Annotated in this window: 11 protein-coding genes; 4 read left to right on the top strand and 7 right to left on the bottom strand. The window is 61.4% G+C overall.

Annotated features, from left to right (window positions below; all coding sequences use genetic code 11):
* The first annotated feature begins 29 nt into the window (after positions 1–29).
* Both EXN68_RS22050 and EXN68_RS22045 read left to right on the top strand, forming a co-directional pair.
* Complete coding sequence (locus EXN68_RS22050) at positions 30–1,781, top strand: type I secretion system permease/ATPase (protein ID WP_142842876.1); 1,752 nt, start codon at positions 30–32, stop codon at positions 1,779–1,781.
* A gap of 2 nt (positions 1,782–1,783) precedes the next feature.
* Complete coding sequence (locus tag EXN68_RS22045; RefSeq protein WP_142842875.1) at positions 1,784–3,088, top strand: HlyD family type I secretion periplasmic adaptor subunit; 1,305 nt, start codon at positions 1,784–1,786, stop codon at positions 3,086–3,088.
* Positions 3,089–3,450: 362 nt separating this feature from the next.
* Here the strand turns inward: EXN68_RS22045 and EXN68_RS22040 are convergent, their stop codons facing one another.
* The 6 genes from EXN68_RS22040 to EXN68_RS22015 form a co-directional block, all read right to left on the bottom strand.
* Positions 3,451–5,364 (bottom strand): PhoX family protein, encoded by a 1,914-nt coding sequence (locus tag EXN68_RS22040; RefSeq protein WP_142842874.1) that lies wholly within the window; start codon positions 5,362–5,364, stop codon positions 3,451–3,453.
* 129 nt (positions 5,365–5,493) lie between these two features.
* Positions 5,494–6,210, bottom strand: a complete 717-nt coding sequence (locus tag EXN68_RS22035; RefSeq protein WP_142842873.1) for a 4'-phosphopantetheinyl transferase family protein — start codon at positions 6,208–6,210, stop codon at positions 5,494–5,496.
* A gap of 26 nt (positions 6,211–6,236) precedes the next feature.
* Positions 6,237–6,992, bottom strand: a complete 756-nt coding sequence (gene dhbA / locus EXN68_RS22030) for a 2,3-dihydro-2,3-dihydroxybenzoate dehydrogenase (protein WP_142842872.1) — start codon at positions 6,990–6,992, stop codon at positions 6,237–6,239.
* Between the two features lie 13 nt (positions 6,993–7,005).
* On the bottom strand, positions 7,006–7,875 hold the full coding sequence (locus EXN68_RS22025) for an isochorismatase (protein WP_142842871.1): 870 nt from the start codon (positions 7,873–7,875) through the stop codon (positions 7,006–7,008).
* Positions 7,876–7,959: 84 nt separating this feature from the next.
* Entirely contained in the window at positions 7,960–9,588 is a 1,629-nt protein-coding gene (locus EXN68_RS22020) for a (2,3-dihydroxybenzoyl)adenylate synthase (protein WP_142842870.1), read from the bottom strand.
* Positions 9,589–9,617: 29 nt separating this feature from the next.
* Positions 9,618–10,793: an isochorismate synthase gene (locus tag EXN68_RS22015; RefSeq protein ID WP_142842869.1), complete on the bottom strand. Its 1,176-nt coding sequence runs from the start codon at positions 10,791–10,793 to the stop codon at positions 9,618–9,620.
* Between the two features lie 81 nt (positions 10,794–10,874).
* Between EXN68_RS22015 and EXN68_RS22010 the strand changes: the two genes are divergently transcribed.
* Complete coding sequence (locus EXN68_RS22010) at positions 10,875–15,332, top strand: amino acid adenylation domain-containing protein (protein WP_142842868.1); 4,458 nt, start codon at positions 10,875–10,877, stop codon at positions 15,330–15,332.
* A gap of 53 nt (positions 15,333–15,385) precedes the next feature.
* Positions 15,386–16,732 carry a condensation domain-containing protein gene (locus EXN68_RS22005; protein WP_142842867.1) on the top strand — a complete coding sequence of 449 codons (1,347 nt, stop codon included), beginning with the start codon at positions 15,386–15,388 and terminating at the stop codon, positions 16,730–16,732.
* A gap of 201 nt (positions 16,733–16,933) precedes the next feature.
* Here EXN68_RS22005 and EXN68_RS22000 read toward each other — a convergent pair whose 3' ends face one another.
* Positions 16,934–19,759, bottom strand: a complete 2,826-nt coding sequence (locus EXN68_RS22000; RefSeq protein ID WP_142842866.1) for a condensation domain-containing protein — start codon at positions 19,757–19,759, stop codon at positions 16,934–16,936.
* Positions 19,760–19,793 lie beyond the last annotated feature (34 nt).

The following is a 19,793-nucleotide window of genomic DNA, read 5'->3' as shown; positions in this document are numbered from 1 at the left end:
CGCCATCGCGATCTCAACGGATAGTAAAAATGCGTTTTCACTCTGCCAATAATAATGTTCGCCAGATCAAGGGTGTGTTCGCCGGCTGTGCCGGCGCTTTCATCGGCATTGGGCTGATGAGCGCTCTGGTCAATATTCTTTATCTCACCGGCTCGCTGTTCATGATGGAGGTCTATGACCGCGTCCTGCCGAGCCGCAGCCTGCCGACGCTGGTCGCCCTGTTCGGCATCGTCGTGGTGCTTTACGCGTTTCAAGGCCTGTTTGATGCGCTGCGTGGCCGTTTGCTGGTGCGGCTTTCCGATCGTCTCGATCAGGCGCTGTCATCGAAGGTCTACGATGCTGTTATCGGCCTTCAGCTGCGCCTGCCCGTCAGTGGCCGTCAGGCGCAGCCGCTTCGCGATCTCGATACGATCCGCTCGTTCCTGTCCGGCAGCGGGCCGCTGGCGTTGTTCGACCTGCCCTGGCTGCCATTTTATATTGCCATCTGTTTCGCTTTCCATTTCTGGCTCGGTGTTACCGCGCTTGCCGGTGCTGCCATTCTAACGATTTTCACGCTGATGACGGAGCTGGTGTCACGGCGTCCGGTGGAAGAGGCGGCGCGCCATTCCGCCAAACGTAACCGACTGGCCGAAACCAGCCGCCGTAATGCCGATATTATTTCCGTCATGGGAATGGCTTCGCCACTACGCGCACGCTGGCAGGCGGATAACCGCGCCTATGTCCGCGAGCAGAGATCGGCAAGCGATATCGCCTCCGGTTTCGGCGTGGCAAGCAAGGTGCTGCGCATGCTGCTGCAATCCGGCATCCTGGCGGTCGGTGCCTGGCTCGTCATCAACGAACAGGCAACGCCAGGCATCATCATTGCCGGTTCCATCCTGTCTGCAAGGGCGCTGGCGCCGGTCGATCTTGCCATCGCCAACTGGAAAGGTTTCATTGCTGCCCGGCAAAGCCGCCGGCGTCTCGAAAAAACGCTGGCGCTGCTGCCGGACGGGACCGCGCGCATGGATCTGCCCGCGCCGCACGCCCTTCTCTCGGTCGAGCGGGTGGGTGCCATGCCGCCTGAAGCAACTGAACCGGTGCTGCAGGACATCGTCTTCACACTCGCAGCCGGCAGCGCCCTTGGTGTGATCGGCGCAAGCGGCTCCGGCAAGAGTTCACTGGCGCGGCTTCTCGTCGGCCTCTGGCGACCGCTCAAAGGTGCCATCCGGCTGGATGGTGCGACGCTCGACCAATGGCCGGCGGAGGCCTTGGCCCGCCATATCGGCTACATGCCGCAATCTGTCGAACTGCTGGACGGCACGATCGCCGAAAATATCGCCTCCTTTGATCCGGAAGCGCGTTCGGAGAAGATCATCGCGGCGGCGCGCGCGGCCCGAATTCACGATCTCGTCGTCAGCCTGCCGGATGGTTATTCCACCGAGGTCGGAGAAACCGGACGGCAATTGTCGGCGGGGCAGAAACAACGGATCGCCCTTGCCAGAGCGCTTTATGGTGAACCGTTTCTGGTGGTGCTCGACGAGCCGAATTCCAACCTCGATTCAGAGGGTGAGGATGCGCTGACCGCAGCCATTCTCGGGGTTCGCGAACGTGGCGGCGTGGCCGTCATCATCGCCCACCGTCCAAGCGCGCTTTTTGCAGTGGACAAGGTGCTGATGCTTGCCGACGGACGACAGCAGGCTTTCGGTCCGAAAGAGGAGGTGCTTGCCAAGGTGCTGCGCCCGGTTGGCGGCACGGCAGGCGCGCTTAAGGTCGTGCAGGCGGCGGAAACAGGAAAGGCTTGAAAATGGATGAATGGCAGACACTCAGGCGCTCGATCCGCAATCACCTTGTTGTCGGAGGTCTCGGATTTCTGACGCTGACAGGCCTGTTCGGCGGCTGGGCGGTTGGCACGGAGATCGTCGGCGCGGTGATTGCGCAGGGATCGCTGGTGGTTGAAACCAGCCTTAAGAAAGTCCAGCATCCGGTGGGTGGCGTCGTCAGCGAGCTGATGGTGCGCGACGGCGATCGGGTGAAGGCCGGTGATGTGGTGATGCGCATCGATGCGACAATGACCAAGGCCAATCTGGCCATCGTTGTCAAAAGCCTCGATCAATTCACCGCCCGCAAGGCGCGGCTTGAAAGTGAGCGCGACCGGGCCGTCAGCGTGGTGTTTCCGCAGGCTTTGCTTGTTCGGGCCGATGACGCAGAGATTGCCGCGATGATGAACGCGGAGCAGCGTCTTTATGACACCCGCAAGGCTGTCCGCGAGAGCAAAAAAAGCCAGCTCGAACAGCGCGTGCGGCAGCTTCGTGATGAGATAACCGGCATGGAAGCCGAGCGGGCAGCGAATTTCCGCGAGCAAGGGATGGTCGATGAGGAATTGAACCGCTTTCGCTCCCTGCATGAAAGGGGCCTGATGGAAAGAAGCCGGCTCAGCACGCTGGAGCGTCAGGCGACGGATGTCGAAGGGGATATCGGCCGGCTGATGGCGGGCATTGGCGGCGTCGAGGCGAAGATCAGTGAAACGGCACTGCAGATTCTCCAGGTTGATGAGCAATGGTCGGAAGAAGTCGGCTCGGACCTGCGTGAAATGGAAGCCCGCATCGGCGAATATGTCGAGCGGCGCGTGGCGGCTGAAGACCAGCTGAAACGTGTCGATATCATCGCGCCGCAGGATGGTGTCGTGCATCAGCTTTCAGTGCACACCGTCGGCGGAGTCGTGGCACCCGGTGAGCCGATCATGATGATTGTTCCTGAGGTCGACAAGCTGGTGGTCGAGGCCAAGGTTGCGCCGCAGGATATCGACCAGATCTATTATGGTCAGCGGACAAACCTGCGTTTCTCTGCCTTCAATCAGAAGACCACGCCGGAAATCACCGGAACGGTGGAGCGCATTTCTGCGGATGTTACGGTGGATCAGCGAACGGGTGCCAGCCATTACGTGGTGCGTGTCGCAACCTCTCCGGAGCAGATAAAGCGGCTTGGGGAATTCAGCCTGATGCCCGGCATGCCGGTGGAGGCCTTTATCACCACCGGCGAGAGAAGCGTTTTGTCGTATTTTCTCAAACCCCTGCTCGACCAGGCCAACCGGACGTTCCGCGAGGTATAAGAGGCCGCGGCACGGAACCAAAATGGAGACGGTCTATAAAGGCTGTGTGTCCTTCGCATATGCGGTGGCGAACGGCTGGCGGCGCCCTGCAAAGCCCGGGCTTCGAGCTGATCCGCAATATCCGCATGCATCTCCGTCATCGCGAAGCGGGTACGGCAGGGTGATCAAGTCGTCGGTTGCAGGAGAAAATAGTCTCGTGGCGCAGGCGCGTCGCAACTGGAGCCGGTTTGAGATCGGCATGACGACAAGGCTGCTCGTACTTATCGTCAGCCTTACACCGTGCGCCCATCAGGCGCACGGTGCTTTTTATTGCGGGACCGGATTGCGATCTATGGCAATCCGGTTCCGTTCGCACGAAAATGTCAGCCGATCTGCGCGTTATCGTCACGCTTGATGGCGATGACGGCCGAGCGTGGCAGCTTGCCTTCGCCATCCGGGAAGGGGGCGTCGGGGTGCTGGATGCCGACGAAGTGGGTGCGCTTGTCGCCGGACCAGGTCTGGCCGGTGACTTCGGAACCCTTAGGCGCCGTCAGGAAACGCTCGATACGGCCGGTGGCCGGGTCGCCCGCCAGCATCTGGTTGTTGCCCTGGCCGGCGAAGTTGCCTTCGTTGCTGTCCTCGCCGTCGGTCTGGATCCAGAGGAGACCGGTACTGTCGAACATCATGCCGTCGGGCGAGTTGAACATGTTGCCTTCGTTGATGTTCGAGGAGCCGGCAAAGGCGTCCTTGTGCACGGAAGGATTGCCGGCCATGCAGAACAGGTCCCACTTGAACTTTGCATCCGCGTGGTCGTCATTTTCCGGATACCAGCGCACGATCTGGCCGTATTCGTTCTTCTCGCGCGGGTTGGCGGCATTGATGGCCATGGCGTCGCCGCCGGCGTTGGAACGCAGCTTGCCTTCTTTGACTTCGCCGCGGCGGCTATTGTTGGTCAGCGCGCAATAGGCTTCGATCGCGACCGGGTTGATGGCGACCCATTCCGGACGGTCCATGGTGGTCGCACCCACCTTGGAGGCGGCCTGGCGGGTGAAGACGCAGATTTCGTCGATCTTCATGCCGGTGCTTTCAGGCGTCAGAGCCACCCATTCGCCTGCGCCGTCATCGGCGAACTTGGCGACATAAAGCGTGCCTTCGTCGAGCAGCCTGGAGGTGTCGCCGCCCGGCACGTAAATGCCGTTGGAGACAAATTTGTAGAGGAATTCGCCACGCTCGTCGTCACCCATGTAAACGACGACGCGGCCGTCACGGGCAATCACCACGGCGGCGTTTTCGTGCTTGATGCGGCCAAGCGCGGTGCGTTTGATAGGGGTGGAGGAGGCGTCCGAAGGATCGATCTCGACCACGTAACCGGCGCGGCGCGGCTCGTTCGGGTTCTTGGCAACGTCGAAACGCGCGTCGAACTTCTCATAGGCGTAGCGAGTTTCGGCCACGATGCCGTAACGCTTGTAGTCATCAGGCAGCTTGAAGGCGGCATCGGTGGTGCCGAAATAGCCGTTGAAGTTTTCTTCGCAGGTGAGGTAGGTGCCCCAGGGCGTGCGGCCTGCGCCGCAATTGTTGAAGGTCCCGAGACAGTCGATACCGTCGGGATCGGCGGCGGTCTTGACGAGCTCGGAGCTTGCGGCCGGGCCGGAAAGCTTCATCGGCGTGTTGTGGTGGATACGGCGGTTGAACGGGCTGTCGAGAACGATTTCCCAGCCCTCGTTGCCTTCCGCCACTTCCATGACGGTAACGCCCTGCATGTTCTGCAGGATCTTCACGTCATCGGCCGTCTTCGGGTTGCCCTTGTCCGCGTGCGGCAGGTTGATTTCAGGGTTCACATATTCATGGTTGACGGCGATCAGCTGATGGGCGCCGACCATGAAGAGTTCCATGCCATCGGTATTTTCACCAAAGACCTTGTCGGAGTTTTCAACGCTGACACCCTTGGCCGGGTCGAGATCGGGAACGTTGGAAAACAGCGGCTGGCCCCATTTGGCAACCGGCTTCCAGCTGTAACCTTCCGGCACGTGAATGGTGTGGTCGGTTGCGGCCGCCACCGGCTTGAAGGGGAGGCGGCCAGCGGCGGCTTCCTGCGCTTCGGCCGAAGTGCTTGCCATCAGGTTGCCGAGCGTGCCCATGGCAGCTGCGGCCGAGCCGAAGGCCAGCACACCGCCGAGGAAACCGCGGCGGGAAATCGCGGTTTCGACCACGCGGTCGAAATCGGTTTCGGCCGGCAGCGGGTTTTGCAGTTCATCCCATTCGTCCCAGGACAGCTTGCTCGTGTCGATGTCGGTCATGTCGTGTCTCCACCGTTGCATGTTTGGAATCATTCCAACAAGCTGCGTACCGTTTGAGTATTTCACACGGATGACGGGAGGAGTGGCTTTAAATATGAGTTTATCGGAACAGAAACGGTTGTTTTGCCCTCATTGCGGGAGAAGGATGCGGGTGAGCAGGAGGTCTTCGAAATGGCCAAAGCGGAAGGCGATCTCCGTTCCCTCAAGCCAATTACCGGTGAGGTCGGCGGTCAGGCGAAGCGACCCCGAGCCATCCGCGTCGTAAGCGGATAATTCGGCTGCTTCGAAAAAGAAAAGCCGTTTCACCGTCGGATAAAGCGCCTTGAACAGGCTCTCCTTGGCCGAAAAAATGAGCCCGGTCATGAAGGGATCGACAATGTTTCCAAGGCTGTGAAGCTCATGCGCCGTCAAGGTCTGCGAAGCAATATCGCGGGCTTCTTCTTCGCTCAGGCGTTTCTCGATATCGATGCCGATGCCGAGAAACCTGCTGCTGGAGCCGGCAAGGGCAATTGCCTGATCACTGCTATGAGAAATCGCGCCGACCACCCCGTCGGGCCAGATCGGCGCGCGGTCCTCTCCCATTCCGGGAAATGATGCGTGGCCGGTAAGGCGGCGTATGGCTTCCGCCGCGCATCTGCGTCCCGCCAGAAACTCTGCCTTGCGTCTCGGCACCGCCCGCAGCAGCTGTGCGGGCAGGGCAGGGGCGATGCTGCCACCGGTTTCGTCGTCGGGGCTGTAACGAAGGGTGAGGCAATGGCAATCGCTGCTGTCATCCGGCCACGGCCAGACGGCTTCCGGCTGGTTTCCGGAAACAGTCTCGTTATGCAATGCCGGCATGATCGCCATATCTGTCCCTCACTACGCCGACAAGATCAGGCCGCGAGCGTTGCGCCGCCATCAACCACGATCTGCTGCATCGTCACGTGGCCAGCCTGATCGGAGGCGAGAAACAGCACCGTATCGGCTATATCATCCGGTCTTGCAATCTTGCCAAGCGGAATGCCGAGCTTGAACTGCTCCGGCAGGCCGGCGACGAGCCGTTCCTTGCCGGTGGGATCGCTCAGCATGCCGGCCAGCATCGGCGTATCGGTAGAGCCGGGCGAGACCACGTTGCAGCGCACGCCATAGGGCGCAAGCTCTAGGGCGGCGCAATGGCTGAGGCTGACCAGCGCCGCCTTGGAAGCGCAATAAGCCATCATGCCGATGCGCGGCACCACGGCTGCATTGGAGCCGACATTGACGATCGCGCCACGCCGCTGCCGTTTGAAGGCGCCACTCCATTGCCGCAGCAGATGGAACGGGCCTGCGGCATTGACATCCATGCAGGCTTTCCAGTCCTCCGGCGTCAGGCTTTCGCTGTCGCCAAGCCGCAAAATGCCTGCGGCGTTGACGAGGATATCAAGACCGCCCCATTCGCTTTCGATTGCCTTGCATACTCCCTCCACCGCCGCGGCGTCGGTGATATCGAGGGCAATCTGGCGGAATGGTGCTTCCTCTGTGCCGGCCAGTAGGTCGAGGCCGATGACTTCGGCCCCTTCCTCGATGAAACGTTCGGCGATGCGGCGACCAATGCCCTGGGCCGTGCCCGTCACCAGCACACGCCGCCCGGTAAATCTCTGTTGCGTCATCTTGTCCGTCCGCTCAGGCTGCAAGCCGCTTTTCTTCGATCAGTGTCCACCAGGCGGAAAGTGTGGGCACACGCGCCAGCTCATCGAAGCCGACGGTAACGCCGCGTTCCTTCAGCTCGCCGGCGAGTTTCATGACCTGCAGTGAATCCAGCCCGTAGAAAATCAGGTTTTCGTCGGGGTCGATATCGCTTTCGTCTTCCACAAGCTGCAGGACACGGGCTTTCAGCCATTCGCGGGTGTCGGCAGTCTCTCCGGCGCCGACAAGGCTTGCTGTGTCGATCACCACGCCGCAGCGTGTCGCCACATATTGCAGCGCCATGCGGTGCTCGGCCTCCGAAAAATCGGCAACCCCGTCGCCGATCATGAAGGGCTGGATATCCTTCATGAAAGCTTCGACCGCCGTCATCATGCAGCCGATATGGGCGTAAACGCCGCCGACAATGATCTGGTCGCGGCCCCAGCCCTTCATGCGTTCGGCAAGATCGGAACGCTGGAAGGCGCTGTAGCGCCATTTGGTCAGCACCACGTCATCAGGTGTCGGGGCGAGCTTATCCACCACCTTCTGCAGTTCCGGGTCCACGACGGTGAGGCCCGGTCCCCACATGTCGTTCAGCAGCGCGCGGTCGCCCGGCGGCTGATCATGCGGCTGGGCGGTATAGATAACGGGTACGCCGTTTTGAACCGCCCATGCCTTCACCTTCGCGAGATTATCGATGAGGGTCGTCATCAGCTTGCCGTCGGCCTCGTAGAACCGCAGGAAATAACGCTGCATGTCGTGGATGAGCAGTACGGCGCGTTTTGCGTCAGGCTGCCATTTTGTCTTGTTGGCCGGAAAGCTGGCGGCAACCGGCATCGGATAATCGGAAATAGTGGGGATCGTCATGAAGACCTCGGTGGTTTGGCGCGCCGGGCGGCGCATAGTGATTTGGGACGCCCTGTCGAGCGTCCCTTTCGAAAAGAGCGCGTGTCAGGCACTGACGGCGACAGGGGGCGCCGCAAGCAGGTCGCGCAGGTGTTTCTTGTCGATCTTGCCGACGGCGGTAAGCGGCATGGCCTCGATGAAACGCACCCGGTCTGGCAGCTTGTAATCCGCGACGCCGAGGGCGGCGAGATGCTGGCGGATGGCCGGCGCTTTCAGCGCGGGATTGCGCGAGACGACGAAGACGCAGCTTTTCTCGCCGAGAAGTTCGTCCTGCATCGCCACAAGTGCGGCATGCGTCACATCAGGATGCCGCAGGATCAGGTTTTCCACCTCTTCCGAGGCAACCTTTTCGCCGCCGCGGTTGATCTGGTCCTTCACCCGGCCGACGACCCGCAGATACCCTTCGGGCGTGCGCTGCACCACATCGCCGGAGTAATAAAAGCCCTGTTTGTCGAAGACCCGGGCGCTGTGTTCTGGCGCGCGGTAATAGCCCCGGAACGTATAGGGGCCGCGGGTTGCCAGCATGCCGGCCTCGCCTTCGGGCACATCATTGCCATCCTCGTCAACGATGCGGATTTCGTCATCCGGGCTGATCGGCCGCCCCTGAGTGGTGAAGACGAGATGGTCTGCATCACCGGCGCGGGTATAGTTCACCAGACCTTCGGCCATGCCGAAGACCTGCTGCAGCGCGCAACCCAGCACCTCCGGCACCTGGCGGGCCAGCGCTTCGGCGAAGCTTGCGCCACCAACCTGCAACAGCCTGAGGGATTTCAGCCTTTGGCGATGTGCGGGTGCTGCCTGCAACCACAATGCCACGGCCGGCGGTACCAGCGGCACCATGTCGATGCCGTGTTTTTCGATGAGATCGAAGCAGGCAAGCGGCTCAGGATTGGCGGCCATGACCACCGTGCCGCCGGCGTGAAATACACCGAGCGCGCCGGGTGAACTCATTGGGTAATTATGAGCCACCGGAATGGCGCAAAGAAAACGGGTTTGCGGCGAGAGTTCGCAAATCTCCGCGCTGGCCCGGGCGCTGTAATCGTAATCGTTATGCGTCCGGGGGATCAGTTTCGGCGTTCCGGTGCTGCCGCCGGAGAGCTGGAACAGCGCCACCTCGTCTGCCGCCGAAGGGGCGTAGGCCGGCGGATTTTCCGCAGGCGCGGCAAGCATCCGTTCAAGGCTGCGTTGCGGCTCCGTCGCGCCCAGCAACAGGGTCAGGGAGAGCTGCGGAGAGGAAGCCTTAAGCCCGTCCAGAAACGCGTCACTGGCGAAAAGCTCATGGCTGCGCGAGGCAATCACCAGTTTGGGCGCGATCTGTTCCGCATAGGAGGTCATTTCCAGCCGGCGGTGGCTGAAGAGCGCGTTGACGGGTGCCGCGCCGATTTTGATCAGTGCAAAAAAGACGAGATAAAACTCGGCGATGTTAGGCAATTGCACCAGCGCCGTGTCGCCCTTGCCGATGCCTGCCGCCGCAAGATGGCCTGCGAGATTGGAGGATTGCCGGTCGAGTTCGGCATAGGTGAAGCGGCGCTCACCGCAGATCAGCGCCGTCGCATCCGGCTGGCGCTGCACCTGTTCGGTGAGGATGCGGCTCAATGGCCTGTCGATCCAATAGCCGCGCTCGCGGTATAGGCGCGCCAGGTCGTCGGGCCAGCGTTCAAATTCGATTGTCATGGTTATCCCCGGGGAAAGTTCGGTCGCGCTCAGGCGGAAAGACCGCAGGCATTCAGCATGGTTTTGAGCTTGGTCTGCACCTCGGCCCATTCGGATTCGGGTTCCGAGGCCTCCACGATGCCGGCGCCGGCGAAAAGCCGCACGGTCTGGTGCTGCACGGTGCCGCAGCGGATCGTCACTACCCATTCGCCGTTACCCTGCGCATCCGTCCAGCCCACCATGCCGGTGAACAGGCCACGCTCGAAAGGTTCGACGAAACGGATGAGGCGATGGGCGCGTTCGGTCGGGAAACCGCAAACGGCCGGTGTCGGGTGCAGCAGGCACGCCAGTTGCAGCGCGTTGGTTTCCGGGTCGGCAAGACGGCCTTCGATACGCGTCGAAAGGTGCCAGAGCGCGGCCGTATTGATGAGGGAGGGTTTTTCCGGAACGTCGAGTTCCGCGCAGCATGGCGAAAGCAGCGAGCGGATATCCTCGATGACCAGACTATGCTCGTAGTGGTCCTTTTCCGACTCCGAAAGCCGGTCCGCATTGGCTTTGTCCGCCACCGGGTCGGTCATGCGTTTCGCAGATCCGGCCAGGGGGTTCGAGATGATCTTCTCACCCTGCTTGCGGATGAGCAGTTCCGGGCTGACGCCGATCAGGTCGCCGCCCTCCGGAAGCGGAATACGGAACTGGTAACCCTCGCGATTCTGCTTGGCGAGGCTGGCCAGCAATCTCTCGACATTGACCTCGGAGGCGAAGGTCAGTTCACGCATGACGGAAAGCACCGCCTTGCGTACTTCGGAATGGCGGAAATTGAGAATGGCATGCTCGACGGCATGTTTGAAACCGGCCTCGTCCGGCAGGCTGTTCTGGCCGACAAGCGCCGGCATGGCCGAATCAGTGGCGACCGGAACCGCGTCGCGCGGACTCCACTCATGGTTGTTGGGGACGTAAAGGCATGATGGTTCGCTGACATCGAAGGGGATTGCGCCAATCGCGATCGGATTGTCCTGTCCAGCCCGGCGTGCCCGTTCGAAAGCGCCCTTAATCGCCTGCTGTAAAGGGCTTGCCGTGTCTTCGCCACCGCGGGCTGGAAGCGTTATCCTTTCGCGAATTCCTTCGGCCCGCAACTGCCCAGTGCCGGAGGTAAACAAAAATTCTCTATTAAAATCAGTAATTTCGTCGGATTCGACGTCATTCGTCCTGAGTGCTCCCGTTTTCATGGGATGCCTCCTGTTCGAGTGGTTGACGATGGCTTATACTTGATTATGATAATCATGTTTTGTCAATCGGTGCAAACTCACATGCTAAATTTAACCCCGATGCAGGTGGCCTATTGGGTCGGTCGAGAGGCGGATGGGATACTCGGAAAAGTTACGCCCCATCTTTACGTCGAGTTCGACGGGCAGGGATTTGTCGCGGAAAAACTGGCCATTGCGGTCGAAAAACTCTGCCGGCGTCACCCCATGCTGAGCCTCAGGATCGATGCGGAAGGGCGCCAATCCGTCGACCCCGTCGGCCGGCCACTCCGCCTTGATGTCGAAGACCTGACCGCCCTCGATTCGGAGGCTCTGGCGCACCGGCTCGAGGCAAAACGGCGGGACTGGAGCCATCGGCAGACCGATCTGCGCACCGCATCCCCGGCGGCGATCTCGCTCAGCCTGCTGCCGCAGGGACGCAGCCGGTTGCATGTGGATACCGATATGCTGGCGATTGATCCCGCCAGCGTGCGGATCGTGATGGAAGACCTCGCCCGCCTTTACGAAGAGGGCGAAGGAAAAGACGAAACCGCGCTCTCGGGAGAGGTGGCGCCCTCCTTTTTCGACTGGGTGGAGCGTCTTGCCTCCGATCCGGAGCAGAGGACCCTGCGTGAAAGAGACCGATTGTGGTGGCGGCAGCATGTTGCGGATATTCCCGATACGCCGCCGCTGCCATTTTTGTCGGAAGACGCCACCTGTGCCGTTCACACGGATCGCTTCGCCACCATGCTTTCGGCGGCCGAACGAGGTAGTCTGGAGCAGGTGGCGCGGCGTTGCTCGGTGACGACATCGGCGCTGCTGCTCGGTGTTTTCGCCGTGGCTCTGTCGCAGGCGACACAGGCGCAAAAGTTCAGGCTGTCCGTGCCGGCTTTCTGGCGCGCGCCGCTGGTGGAAGGGGTCGATGGCATCGTCGGCGAATTTTCCAATGTGCTGGTGCTCGGTGTCGATATCAGGCCGGATGAAAGCCTCGAAGCGCTGCTCCGGCGGCTGTTTGACGAGATGAGCGAGCTTCTTGCTCACCAGTCCTATCCGGGCGTCAGCGTCATGCGCGACCTCTCCCGTCTGCGCGGCGGTTTGCAGAACTCACCCGTGGTCTTTACCGCCGGCGTCGATCTGGCGGGCGGGGAATTGTTTTCGGAAACGGTCGGGCGTGTGTTCGGCTCCATGGTCCACACCGTCTCGCAAGGGCCGGGGGTCGCGCTGGATGCGCAGGTCGCGGCGCTCGATGGGGGTCTGCTGATCAACTGGGATGTGCGGCTCGACGCCCTGCCGGAAAGCTGGTTGCGCGCCCTGTTTGAAGCCTACACAGGCCTTCTTCGCCAGCTGGCGGATAGACCCGATCTCGTTTCCGAAAGCGTGGAACGATTTGGCGCACAGCAGCCGAAACCGGCAGCCGAGGCGAAAGGAAAATCGATGGAACGTCCTCTCTTACCCTTGCAACAGGCCTATCTTCTTGGTCGTGGCACCCATCTGCCCCTCAGCGGCGTGGCGATGCAGGAGTTTCGTGAATATCGCGGCAGCATCGACCCGTCCCTGCTTCAATCACGTCTCGCCGCCATGGTGGAGCGACATGAGAGCCTGCGCACCCGCATCGATGAGCGACGTCTGGTGCAGGTCGTCAGCGACGAGTTGAAGATCAACCTTGATATTGTTGATCTTTCCGCTTTGTCTTCTACCGAGGCGGAAGCGCGGATGAACGCCGTGCGACGGGATTTTTCCCATGCCCATTTTGATCTCGCCGCTTCTCCCTGGCAGGTTACGGTCTTCCGCCTCCCGGCGCGTGAGGCAACGGCTGACCGTGTCGTGGCTTTTCTGCGTTTCGATGCGCTCATCCTCGATGGCCGTGCGATAGCGAGCCTTGCGGCGGAACTTTTCGATGGCGTCCTGCCGGCGGAGGTTGCCGCTGTGGCCAAAACGCCGAAAGAAGATATGGCGGCGGCCCGTGCCGAAGATGCCGCCTATTGGACGGAAAAGCTGAAAACTGCTGAAGTGCCGTCGCAGCTGCCGTGGAAAGCTCCGCTCGAAACCATCGCCGTCTCGCGTTACAGCCGTCAGAGCCTGACCGTTGAAAAACAGCGCTTTGCCGCCTTTTCACGTATCGGTGCGAAAGTACGGCTGTTCAAGAATTCGGCGCTGACGGCGGTGATTCTCGATGTGCTGTCGCGCTGGCTGAATGAGGGCGCCCTCGTTGTCGGCATTCCTGTCGCCCCGCAGGTGGAAGGGGCCTTCGCCAATCGTTCGAGCTTCATTGCAGTCGAATGGAATGCGGCAAAAGGGGACTTTGCCGAGCGGGCCGCGGGGCTGCAGACGGATGTGCTGGAAGGCCTGAATCACCTTGCTTTTTCTGGCATCGACCTCAACCGCGTGCTTCTCAATGCCAATGCGGGCGGGCTCGCTTTGCCGGTGGTCATCACCAACGGCCTGAGCTGGCCGACGCTGTCGCCCGAATCGACCATGCGCTGGAAGGACGGTCTCACGCAGACGCCGCAGGTGGCGCTGGACTTCCGCTTTTCGCAAAATCCGCAGGGTGATCTCGTCCTCGATATCGACTATGCCGAAGAGGCGATCGATGCCGCGATGGTCGGGAATATTCTCGCGGCCATCGAGCGTACGATTGCCGCGATCACGGATAACGGCGCTTACGCTTTCAATACACGGGATATTGTCGACCTGTCCCATTATCGGCTGAACGGCGACGAGCGGAGTTTCGTCTGCCCGCTATTTCTGGAACGGATCGCCGCGCATCTTTTCGAGGGTGACCCGTCGCGCACCGCGCTCGTCAGCGGTAAAAGGCGCATCTCTTACGGTGAACTCGGTGAGATGGTGGCCGGTGCGATGGCAGGCCTCAAGGCCCGTAATATAGGTCGAGGAGATGTGGTGGCGGTGTGCCTGCCGCGCAGCCCTGAACATACGGCCATCACGCTCGCCGCGGCACTGACAGGCGCCATCTGGGTGCCTGTTGATGCCGGCTCGCCGGAAGACAGGCTGCGCTATCTGCTGACCAATTGCCGCCCGGCCATCATCGTTGCCCGCAGCGTTCCGCAGGGCTTCGAGGCCGTCGATCCGGAGGTGCTTCTCGCCACGCCTGCACCGGCGGGAACGCCTGTTGCCCTGGCGGAACTGGGGGCGCTGTCGTGCAGCGAGGAACCGGCTTATTACCTCTACACGTCAGGCACCACCGGCAAGCCGAAATGCGTCGTGCTTTCCAACCGCGCCACCGCCAATGTCGTCGGCAGCACGCTTGCGGAATGGGCGGTGACGGAAAACGACGTGTTCATTTCCGTCACGCCGCTGCACCACGACATGTCGGTCTTCGATGTTCTCGGCGCGCTGGTCGCAGGCGCGACGCTGGTGCTGCCGGAACCGGGCGAGGAAAAGGATGCGGTGCGCTGGAACGAACTGGTGGCCGAACATGGCGTGACGCTCTGGTGCTCCGTGCCGGCCATCCTTGAAATGCTGCTGTCCTGCCGCCGTGGCGACCAGCTTGCGTCACTCCGGCTCGTGGCGCAGGGCGGCGATTACATCAAGCCCGTCATCATCGAGGACCTGCGCCGGCTGAAGCCCGATCTGCGGCTGATATCGCTCGGCGGCCCGACTGAAACGACTATCTGGAGCATCTGGCACGAGATCGTTGCGGAGGACGTCGCGGCCATCCCCTATGGCCATCCCCTGCCGGCCAATCGTTATTTCATCCTCAACGATCAGGGCCAGCATTGCCCGGCCGGTGTGGTTGGCCGCATCCATACGGTCGGTGTGAATGTAGCGATCGGTTATCTGGAGGACGGTGCCGTCACCCAGACGGATTTCGTCACGGTGGATGATCCCGAAGGCAAGCCGGTGCGCGCCTTCCGTACCGGTGACCGGGGTCGCTACCGGCCGGATGGCAAGATCATGTTTGCAAGCCGGGTCAATGGCTACGTCAAGGTGCGCGGTGTGCGCGTCTCGCTGCCGGATGTGGAAAACGAACTCATTCGCCATCCCGCCATCCAGCGGGTGCTGGTGGTGGACTATGGCGTCGAGCAAAAGGGCGAGGCGGCCATTGGCGTGCTTTATGTCACCGCCCCCGGCCTTGAACTCTCCAGCGCTGATCTGCGCAATTTCGCCCGCAGCCATCTGCCGGAATCGCATGTGCCTGGCCGGTTCCTCAAGGTTGATGACCTGCCGCTTTCGGCCAATGGCAAGCCGGATCGCCGCCGGGCGCGGGAGTTGCTGATGGCTGCGGTGGGTGGCGCGGAACCGGTAAAAATCTCCGCACCTGCGGTTACCGCCGTCGATCAGGGCGACCGCCGGGTGCTGGATATCTATCTCGGCGTGCTGGGCAAAAAATCGGCGACGGTGGATGCAGGCAGCGACCTTCTCGCGCTTGGCCTCCTGCCATCGCATCTGAAGGCCGTTTCGGCGGAAATCCGTACCGCCTTTGGCGTTGAACTGACGCCGCAGCAGCTTCTGCGGTGCCGCAACGCCAGGCAGGTGACTTCGCTTCTGGCTGCGAGGGCGGCGTGATCCCAACCATTTCGGGCGGCGCCCGGCAACAGGAATAGTTCAAGGAAAAACAGATGGCGCATATCGATCCTGCCGGCGGCTGGCTTCCACTGACCCAGCCGCAACTCGATTTCTGGGAGGAGTTCTCCTTCCATCCCGACGAGCCGGTTTCCACGGTCGCCCATTACATCGATCTTTCGGGTGCGGTGAACGAAAGCGCGCTCCTTCAGGCAATCACCCGCACGGTGCGCGAGTCCGAGGTTTTGTCGATCCGTTTTCGCATGGGTGCGGATGGCGAGACGCCGCAGCAATGCTGCGATGCCGGCCATGCCCCGGTGGTGGCGCTTGTCGATCTCCGCACGGATAAAGCGCCCTTTGAAGAGGCGCTGCGGCGCATGAACGCCGATGTGGAGGCGAGGCTGGACCTCAGAACCGACAGGCTTTCCGCGCAGCTGCTCTACCGCATCGCCGATGATCGTTATCTCTGGTACATCCGCGCCCATCACATCGTCGTGGATGGCTATGGGTTGACGCTGGTGGAGCAGCGTTGCGGCCAGCTTTACGGACATTATTGCGGTAAGGGCGAAGCGGGACCAGATTTCCACCCCTTCGCCAGTTTCCTTGCCGAAGAGGATGCCTACAGGCAGAGCCGGCGTTTCGAAAAGGACCGCGATTTCTGGGCGACCTATCTTTCAGCATCCGCCGATCTGCCCGTGCTGGACAAGGATTGCGAGGATTACGGCGGCGGCGGCCTGCATGCCGATGCGGCCTTGCCACAGGGTTTCAGCATGCGGTTACAGCAGATAGCCGGCCGTCTGGAAATTGGCTGGCCTGATCTTCTGGTATTGCTGTCCGGTCTTTATCTTCACCGGGTTTTGCCCCGTCCGGACCGTGATGTGCTGACCTTGTGGCTGCCTTTCATGAGCCGCTGGGGCAGTGTCGGTGCGCATATGCCGGCCATGCTCGTCAATATCCTGCCCTTCCACCTCACGATCGAGCCACAGGAAAGCGTCGGCGCATTTCTGGCGCGCAATGCCGCCAATCTGCGCCGCCAACGCCTGCATGGCCGTTACCGCATCGAGCAGATTGCTGCCGACCGGGAAATCTCGAAGGGCCGGCGCTTCTTCTTCTCGCCGCTCATCAATGTCCTGCCCTTCAGCGCGCCGGTCTTTGCCAGGCTCGGCGTCGCGCGGCACATTCTGGCCAATGGTCCCGGTGATGGCTTTAACCTCACCTTCCGTGGCGAAGATGACGGCAGCGACCTGAACCTGCATATCGATGCGGATTCAGCGCTGACGCAAGCGGAGGATTTCGCCCGTTACCGCGCGGAACTGCCATTGTTCCTCGATGCCATGCTGCGCGAAGAGGCGCTGACGCTTGTGGCGGCGGAGGCGTCTACGGCGTTCCGTTTGGCGGTCTGAGGGGAAGGCCGATAACGCTTCCCCTATACTCTACGTCATCCTCGGCCTTGTGCCGAGGATCTAATCACGTCCAATAAGTCGAGGCGTTGCAGATGCTCGGGACAGGCCCGAGCATGACGGAGGAGGGCTTCCAGGATTTTGCCAACAAATTGAACCCGGCTCCGCTAAGCGAAGCCGGGTTTTTCTTGCCCCAATTCCAGCTCAGGCGAGTGTTGTCAACACGCGGCTCGAAGCGCCGGCTTCGGCAAAACGGCTGAAGACACCGCTGGTGGTGTTGCGCAGCCGCTCGACGTCGTTGGGTCCGTAACGGTCGGAACGGTAGCTCATCAGCACACGGATGGAGCGTTCACCGCCGATCATTTCTTCCATCACCTCGAATTGCAGACCAAGCATGGATTCGTGTTTGTCGGGGTCGATCTGGCGAAACTCTACCGGTTTGCCATCTGGTCCGGCAAGCGTGCCATTCAGCTTGTTCCTGGCGTGAATCTGGATGAAGACCTCGAACAGATGGTCGCGGCCCGGCGTCATGCCCAGCGCTTCCTCGACAAGATCGATCGGGATTTCGCTGTGTTCCAGTGAGCCGTTGATGGTGTTCTTCACCGAAGAAATCAGCTCGCCAACGGTCATGTTCTCGCCGAAGCGTACGCGATGGGCGACGACCGTGGTGAAATAGCCGATGGTGTCGAAATATCCGCTATCCGTACGGCCCGAAGCCGAGGTGCCGACCACGAGATCGGTCAAGCCACCCAGATGGCGCAGCGATGCGGCGATTGCCGCATAAACCACGTTGAACAGCGAGGCGCTGTTCTGCTTGGCAATGGCGTAAAGCCCGTCGCTGACGTGCTTCTCGAGCTTGAATTCGACCCAGCCGCCCGCCGGCGCCTCGTCCTGCGATGCCTCGTGCGGGGTGCTATCCTGCCCGTTGAGGGCAAGGCCCTTCGGCGCATCCCGCAACATATCGGTCCAATAGGCAAGGTGGCCGGCATTGACGCCTGAGGCGACCTGTTTTCTGGCAAATTCATGGAAGGGCGCAGGTTTGGTTGCAAAAACCGGGGCCTTGCCGGCCACTCTTGCCCGGTAGGCTTCGGTCAGTTCGTCCATCATCAGGTTCACCGACCATTCGTCCAGCACGATGTGGTGGAAGAGGAAGGACAGCACCTGCCGGCCGGTCTGTGCATCCCGCAGGAAGCGTAGCCGTATCGGCAATTCACGCGCAAGATCGAACCGCCAGCCGGCCTCTGCGTGGCGGTCCACGCCTTGGCTTTCTTCGCTGGTCCAGAACCATTTATAGCCGGGCAGGTCATGCATCGGCACGATCTTCTGCAGCACCGTGTCGTTTTCGACGTAAAAATGGGTCCGCAGGCCGGGGTGGCGCTCGATGATGTCGAGGAAGGTGCATTCGAAAGCGTTTTCATCGACGGGATCGAGGAAATCGAGTGCGAAGGGGATGTTGAATATCTCGCCGAAACCGAAGGCGGCATAGGCCTTCCAGAGCGACATCTGCGCCAGCGAAAGCGGCGCGGTCAGTGAGCCGGTTTCCGTCGCTTCCGCATGTGCGGGCGCAACAGTTTCGAGGCGGGTCGCCTGTGTGGCGAGCGCGGCGGCGCTTGGATAGCTGAACAGATCGTTAAAACGCAACTCTATGCCGTGATTGGCGAGCAGACGCCCGATGATGCGGGTGGCGATCAGCGAATGACCGCCGAAATCGAAGAAATCGTCGTCCGGTCCCATATCGGGTGAGGCAAGCGCCTCTCGGAATTCGGCAAGGATGGTCGTGGCGGTGGCGTCATCGCCAGGGTGGGCGGATAGGCGAGCCGGCTGCTCCGATGCTGCGGAGGCATTTTGAGGTACGATGCCGGAAAAATCTGCGCCGCCTTCGAGATGGCTGACGAAACGCTCCAGCAGGAAGGCCGTCGCATGCGGCGACATTTCCTTCCCGCCCGTCAGTTCGAGACGGATGTCGCCAGCAACTGTCGGGCCAGCGGCGAGGGTGAGGCCAAGACCGGATTGCAGGGAGGGCAGGAGCAGGGGTTCGAACTGGAGGCCATGCTCCGATACGGGCTGAACAGGCGCCGCCAACGCATACAGTGTGAAGGTGGCGGGCTCGTCATCGTTGTCGTTTCGCTGTTCCAGTCCCGCCAGTACGGTTTTCTCAGCCTGTTCGGGCGATTGGTGACGCGAGATCGATATCCGCGATGCAGCCTCCGCTGAAGGTGGCGTAGGGGCATCGTTTTGCAGGCGGAGCGTCACGGTTTCGGGACCGTCGCCTGCCGCGAGGAACAGGGCGAAACGCGCACCGGCACGCGCCAGAAGCGCATTCGTCGCGGTAGAACTGTTGAGGTCGAGCAGCGTGGCGGGAAGATCGACGCCATGGCTGTGGCTTGCCGGCCTCTCCAGCCTGTTTTGCCGCAACGCCACGACGGCTGAGCCGGAGGCCGGGCGCTGCAGCCAGCCGAGTGGAAGCGGGTTGATACCGCCATCTTCGACCTTGCGAGCGGAAAGCGGTTTTGGTGTCTCACCGGCATAGGCGGCGGAAATGCCATCCAGCAGGATTTGCGGCGAGAGGACTTCGCCGAGCAGGCCATGGACCAGGAAGGCCAACAGGATTTCCCCTTCATTCAACAGCACCACCGCCTGGAAGGACGGGTCGGTTTCGGCGTCGAAGGGCCTTGCCTGAAGGTCGTGCAGAAGGGCGAGGGCTTCCGCTGAGGATGGCACCTGCAGCAATTGCACATCGGAGGCGGACAGGGCTTCGATGCTTTTTGAAAGGGCGCCATCCTCTCCGAAGGCAAAGCGTACGCGAAGCTCGGGCCAGGCTTCGCCGATCGTCTTCAGCGCTGCGGTCAGGCGCAACAGGTCGCATTCTTCGCCGATGCGGTAGGCGAGAAGATGCCGGAAGACCTGATCGGGGTCCTGAAACTGCTTGAACCAGATCTGCTCTTCATATTGGCTCGGCGGTGCTGCGTCGCCTCTGTCGAAGCTCTCTTCGACGCGACGTGCGAGCATACGCGTATTGTCTGCTGCCATGGTCCTCTCCTTGGACATGTTCTGGGAAATGTTC

Source organism: Martinezella rhizogenes (genome assembly GCF_007002745.1).
GTDB classification, from domain to species: domain Bacteria; phylum Pseudomonadota; class Alphaproteobacteria; order Rhizobiales; family Rhizobiaceae; genus Agrobacterium; species Agrobacterium cucumeris.
The sequence above is the reverse complement of the archived record's forward strand: the minus strand, read 5'-3'. Positions and strand labels throughout refer to the sequence as shown.

Excerpts from the sequence above, each read along its gene's own strand:
- EXN68_RS22005 (WP_142842867.1), top strand. The coding sequence starts at position 15,386 with ATGGCGCATATCGATCCTGCCGGCGGCTGGCTTCCACTGACCCAGCCG.
- dhbA (WP_142842872.1), bottom strand. The coding sequence starts at position 6,992 with ATGACGCAACAGAGATTTACCGGGCGGCGTGTGCTGGTGACGGGCACG.
- EXN68_RS22050 (WP_142842876.1), top strand. The coding sequence starts at position 30 with ATGCGTTTTCACTCTGCCAATAATAATGTTCGCCAGATCAAGGGTGTG.
- EXN68_RS22045 (WP_142842875.1), top strand. The coding sequence starts at position 1,784 with ATGGATGAATGGCAGACACTCAGGCGCTCGATCCGCAATCACCTTGTT.
- EXN68_RS22010 (WP_142842868.1), top strand. The coding sequence starts at position 10,875 with ATGCTAAATTTAACCCCGATGCAGGTGGCCTATTGGGTCGGTCGAGAG.
- EXN68_RS22040 (WP_142842874.1), bottom strand. The coding sequence starts at position 5,364 with ATGACCGACATCGACACGAGCAAGCTGTCCTGGGACGAATGGGATGAA.
- EXN68_RS22020 (WP_142842870.1), bottom strand. The coding sequence starts at position 9,588 with ATGACAATCGAATTTGAACGCTGGCCCGACGACCTGGCGCGCCTATAC.
- EXN68_RS22025 (WP_142842871.1), bottom strand. The coding sequence starts at position 7,875 with ATGACGATCCCCACTATTTCCGATTATCCGATGCCGGTTGCCGCCAGC.
- EXN68_RS22015 (WP_142842869.1), bottom strand. The coding sequence starts at position 10,793 with ATGAAAACGGGAGCACTCAGGACGAATGACGTCGAATCCGACGAAATT.
- EXN68_RS22035 (WP_142842873.1), bottom strand. The coding sequence starts at position 6,210 with ATGGCGATCATGCCGGCATTGCATAACGAGACTGTTTCCGGAAACCAG.
- EXN68_RS22000 (WP_142842866.1), bottom strand. The coding sequence starts at position 19,759 with ATGGCAGCAGACAATACGCGTATGCTCGCACGTCGCGTCGAAGAGAGC.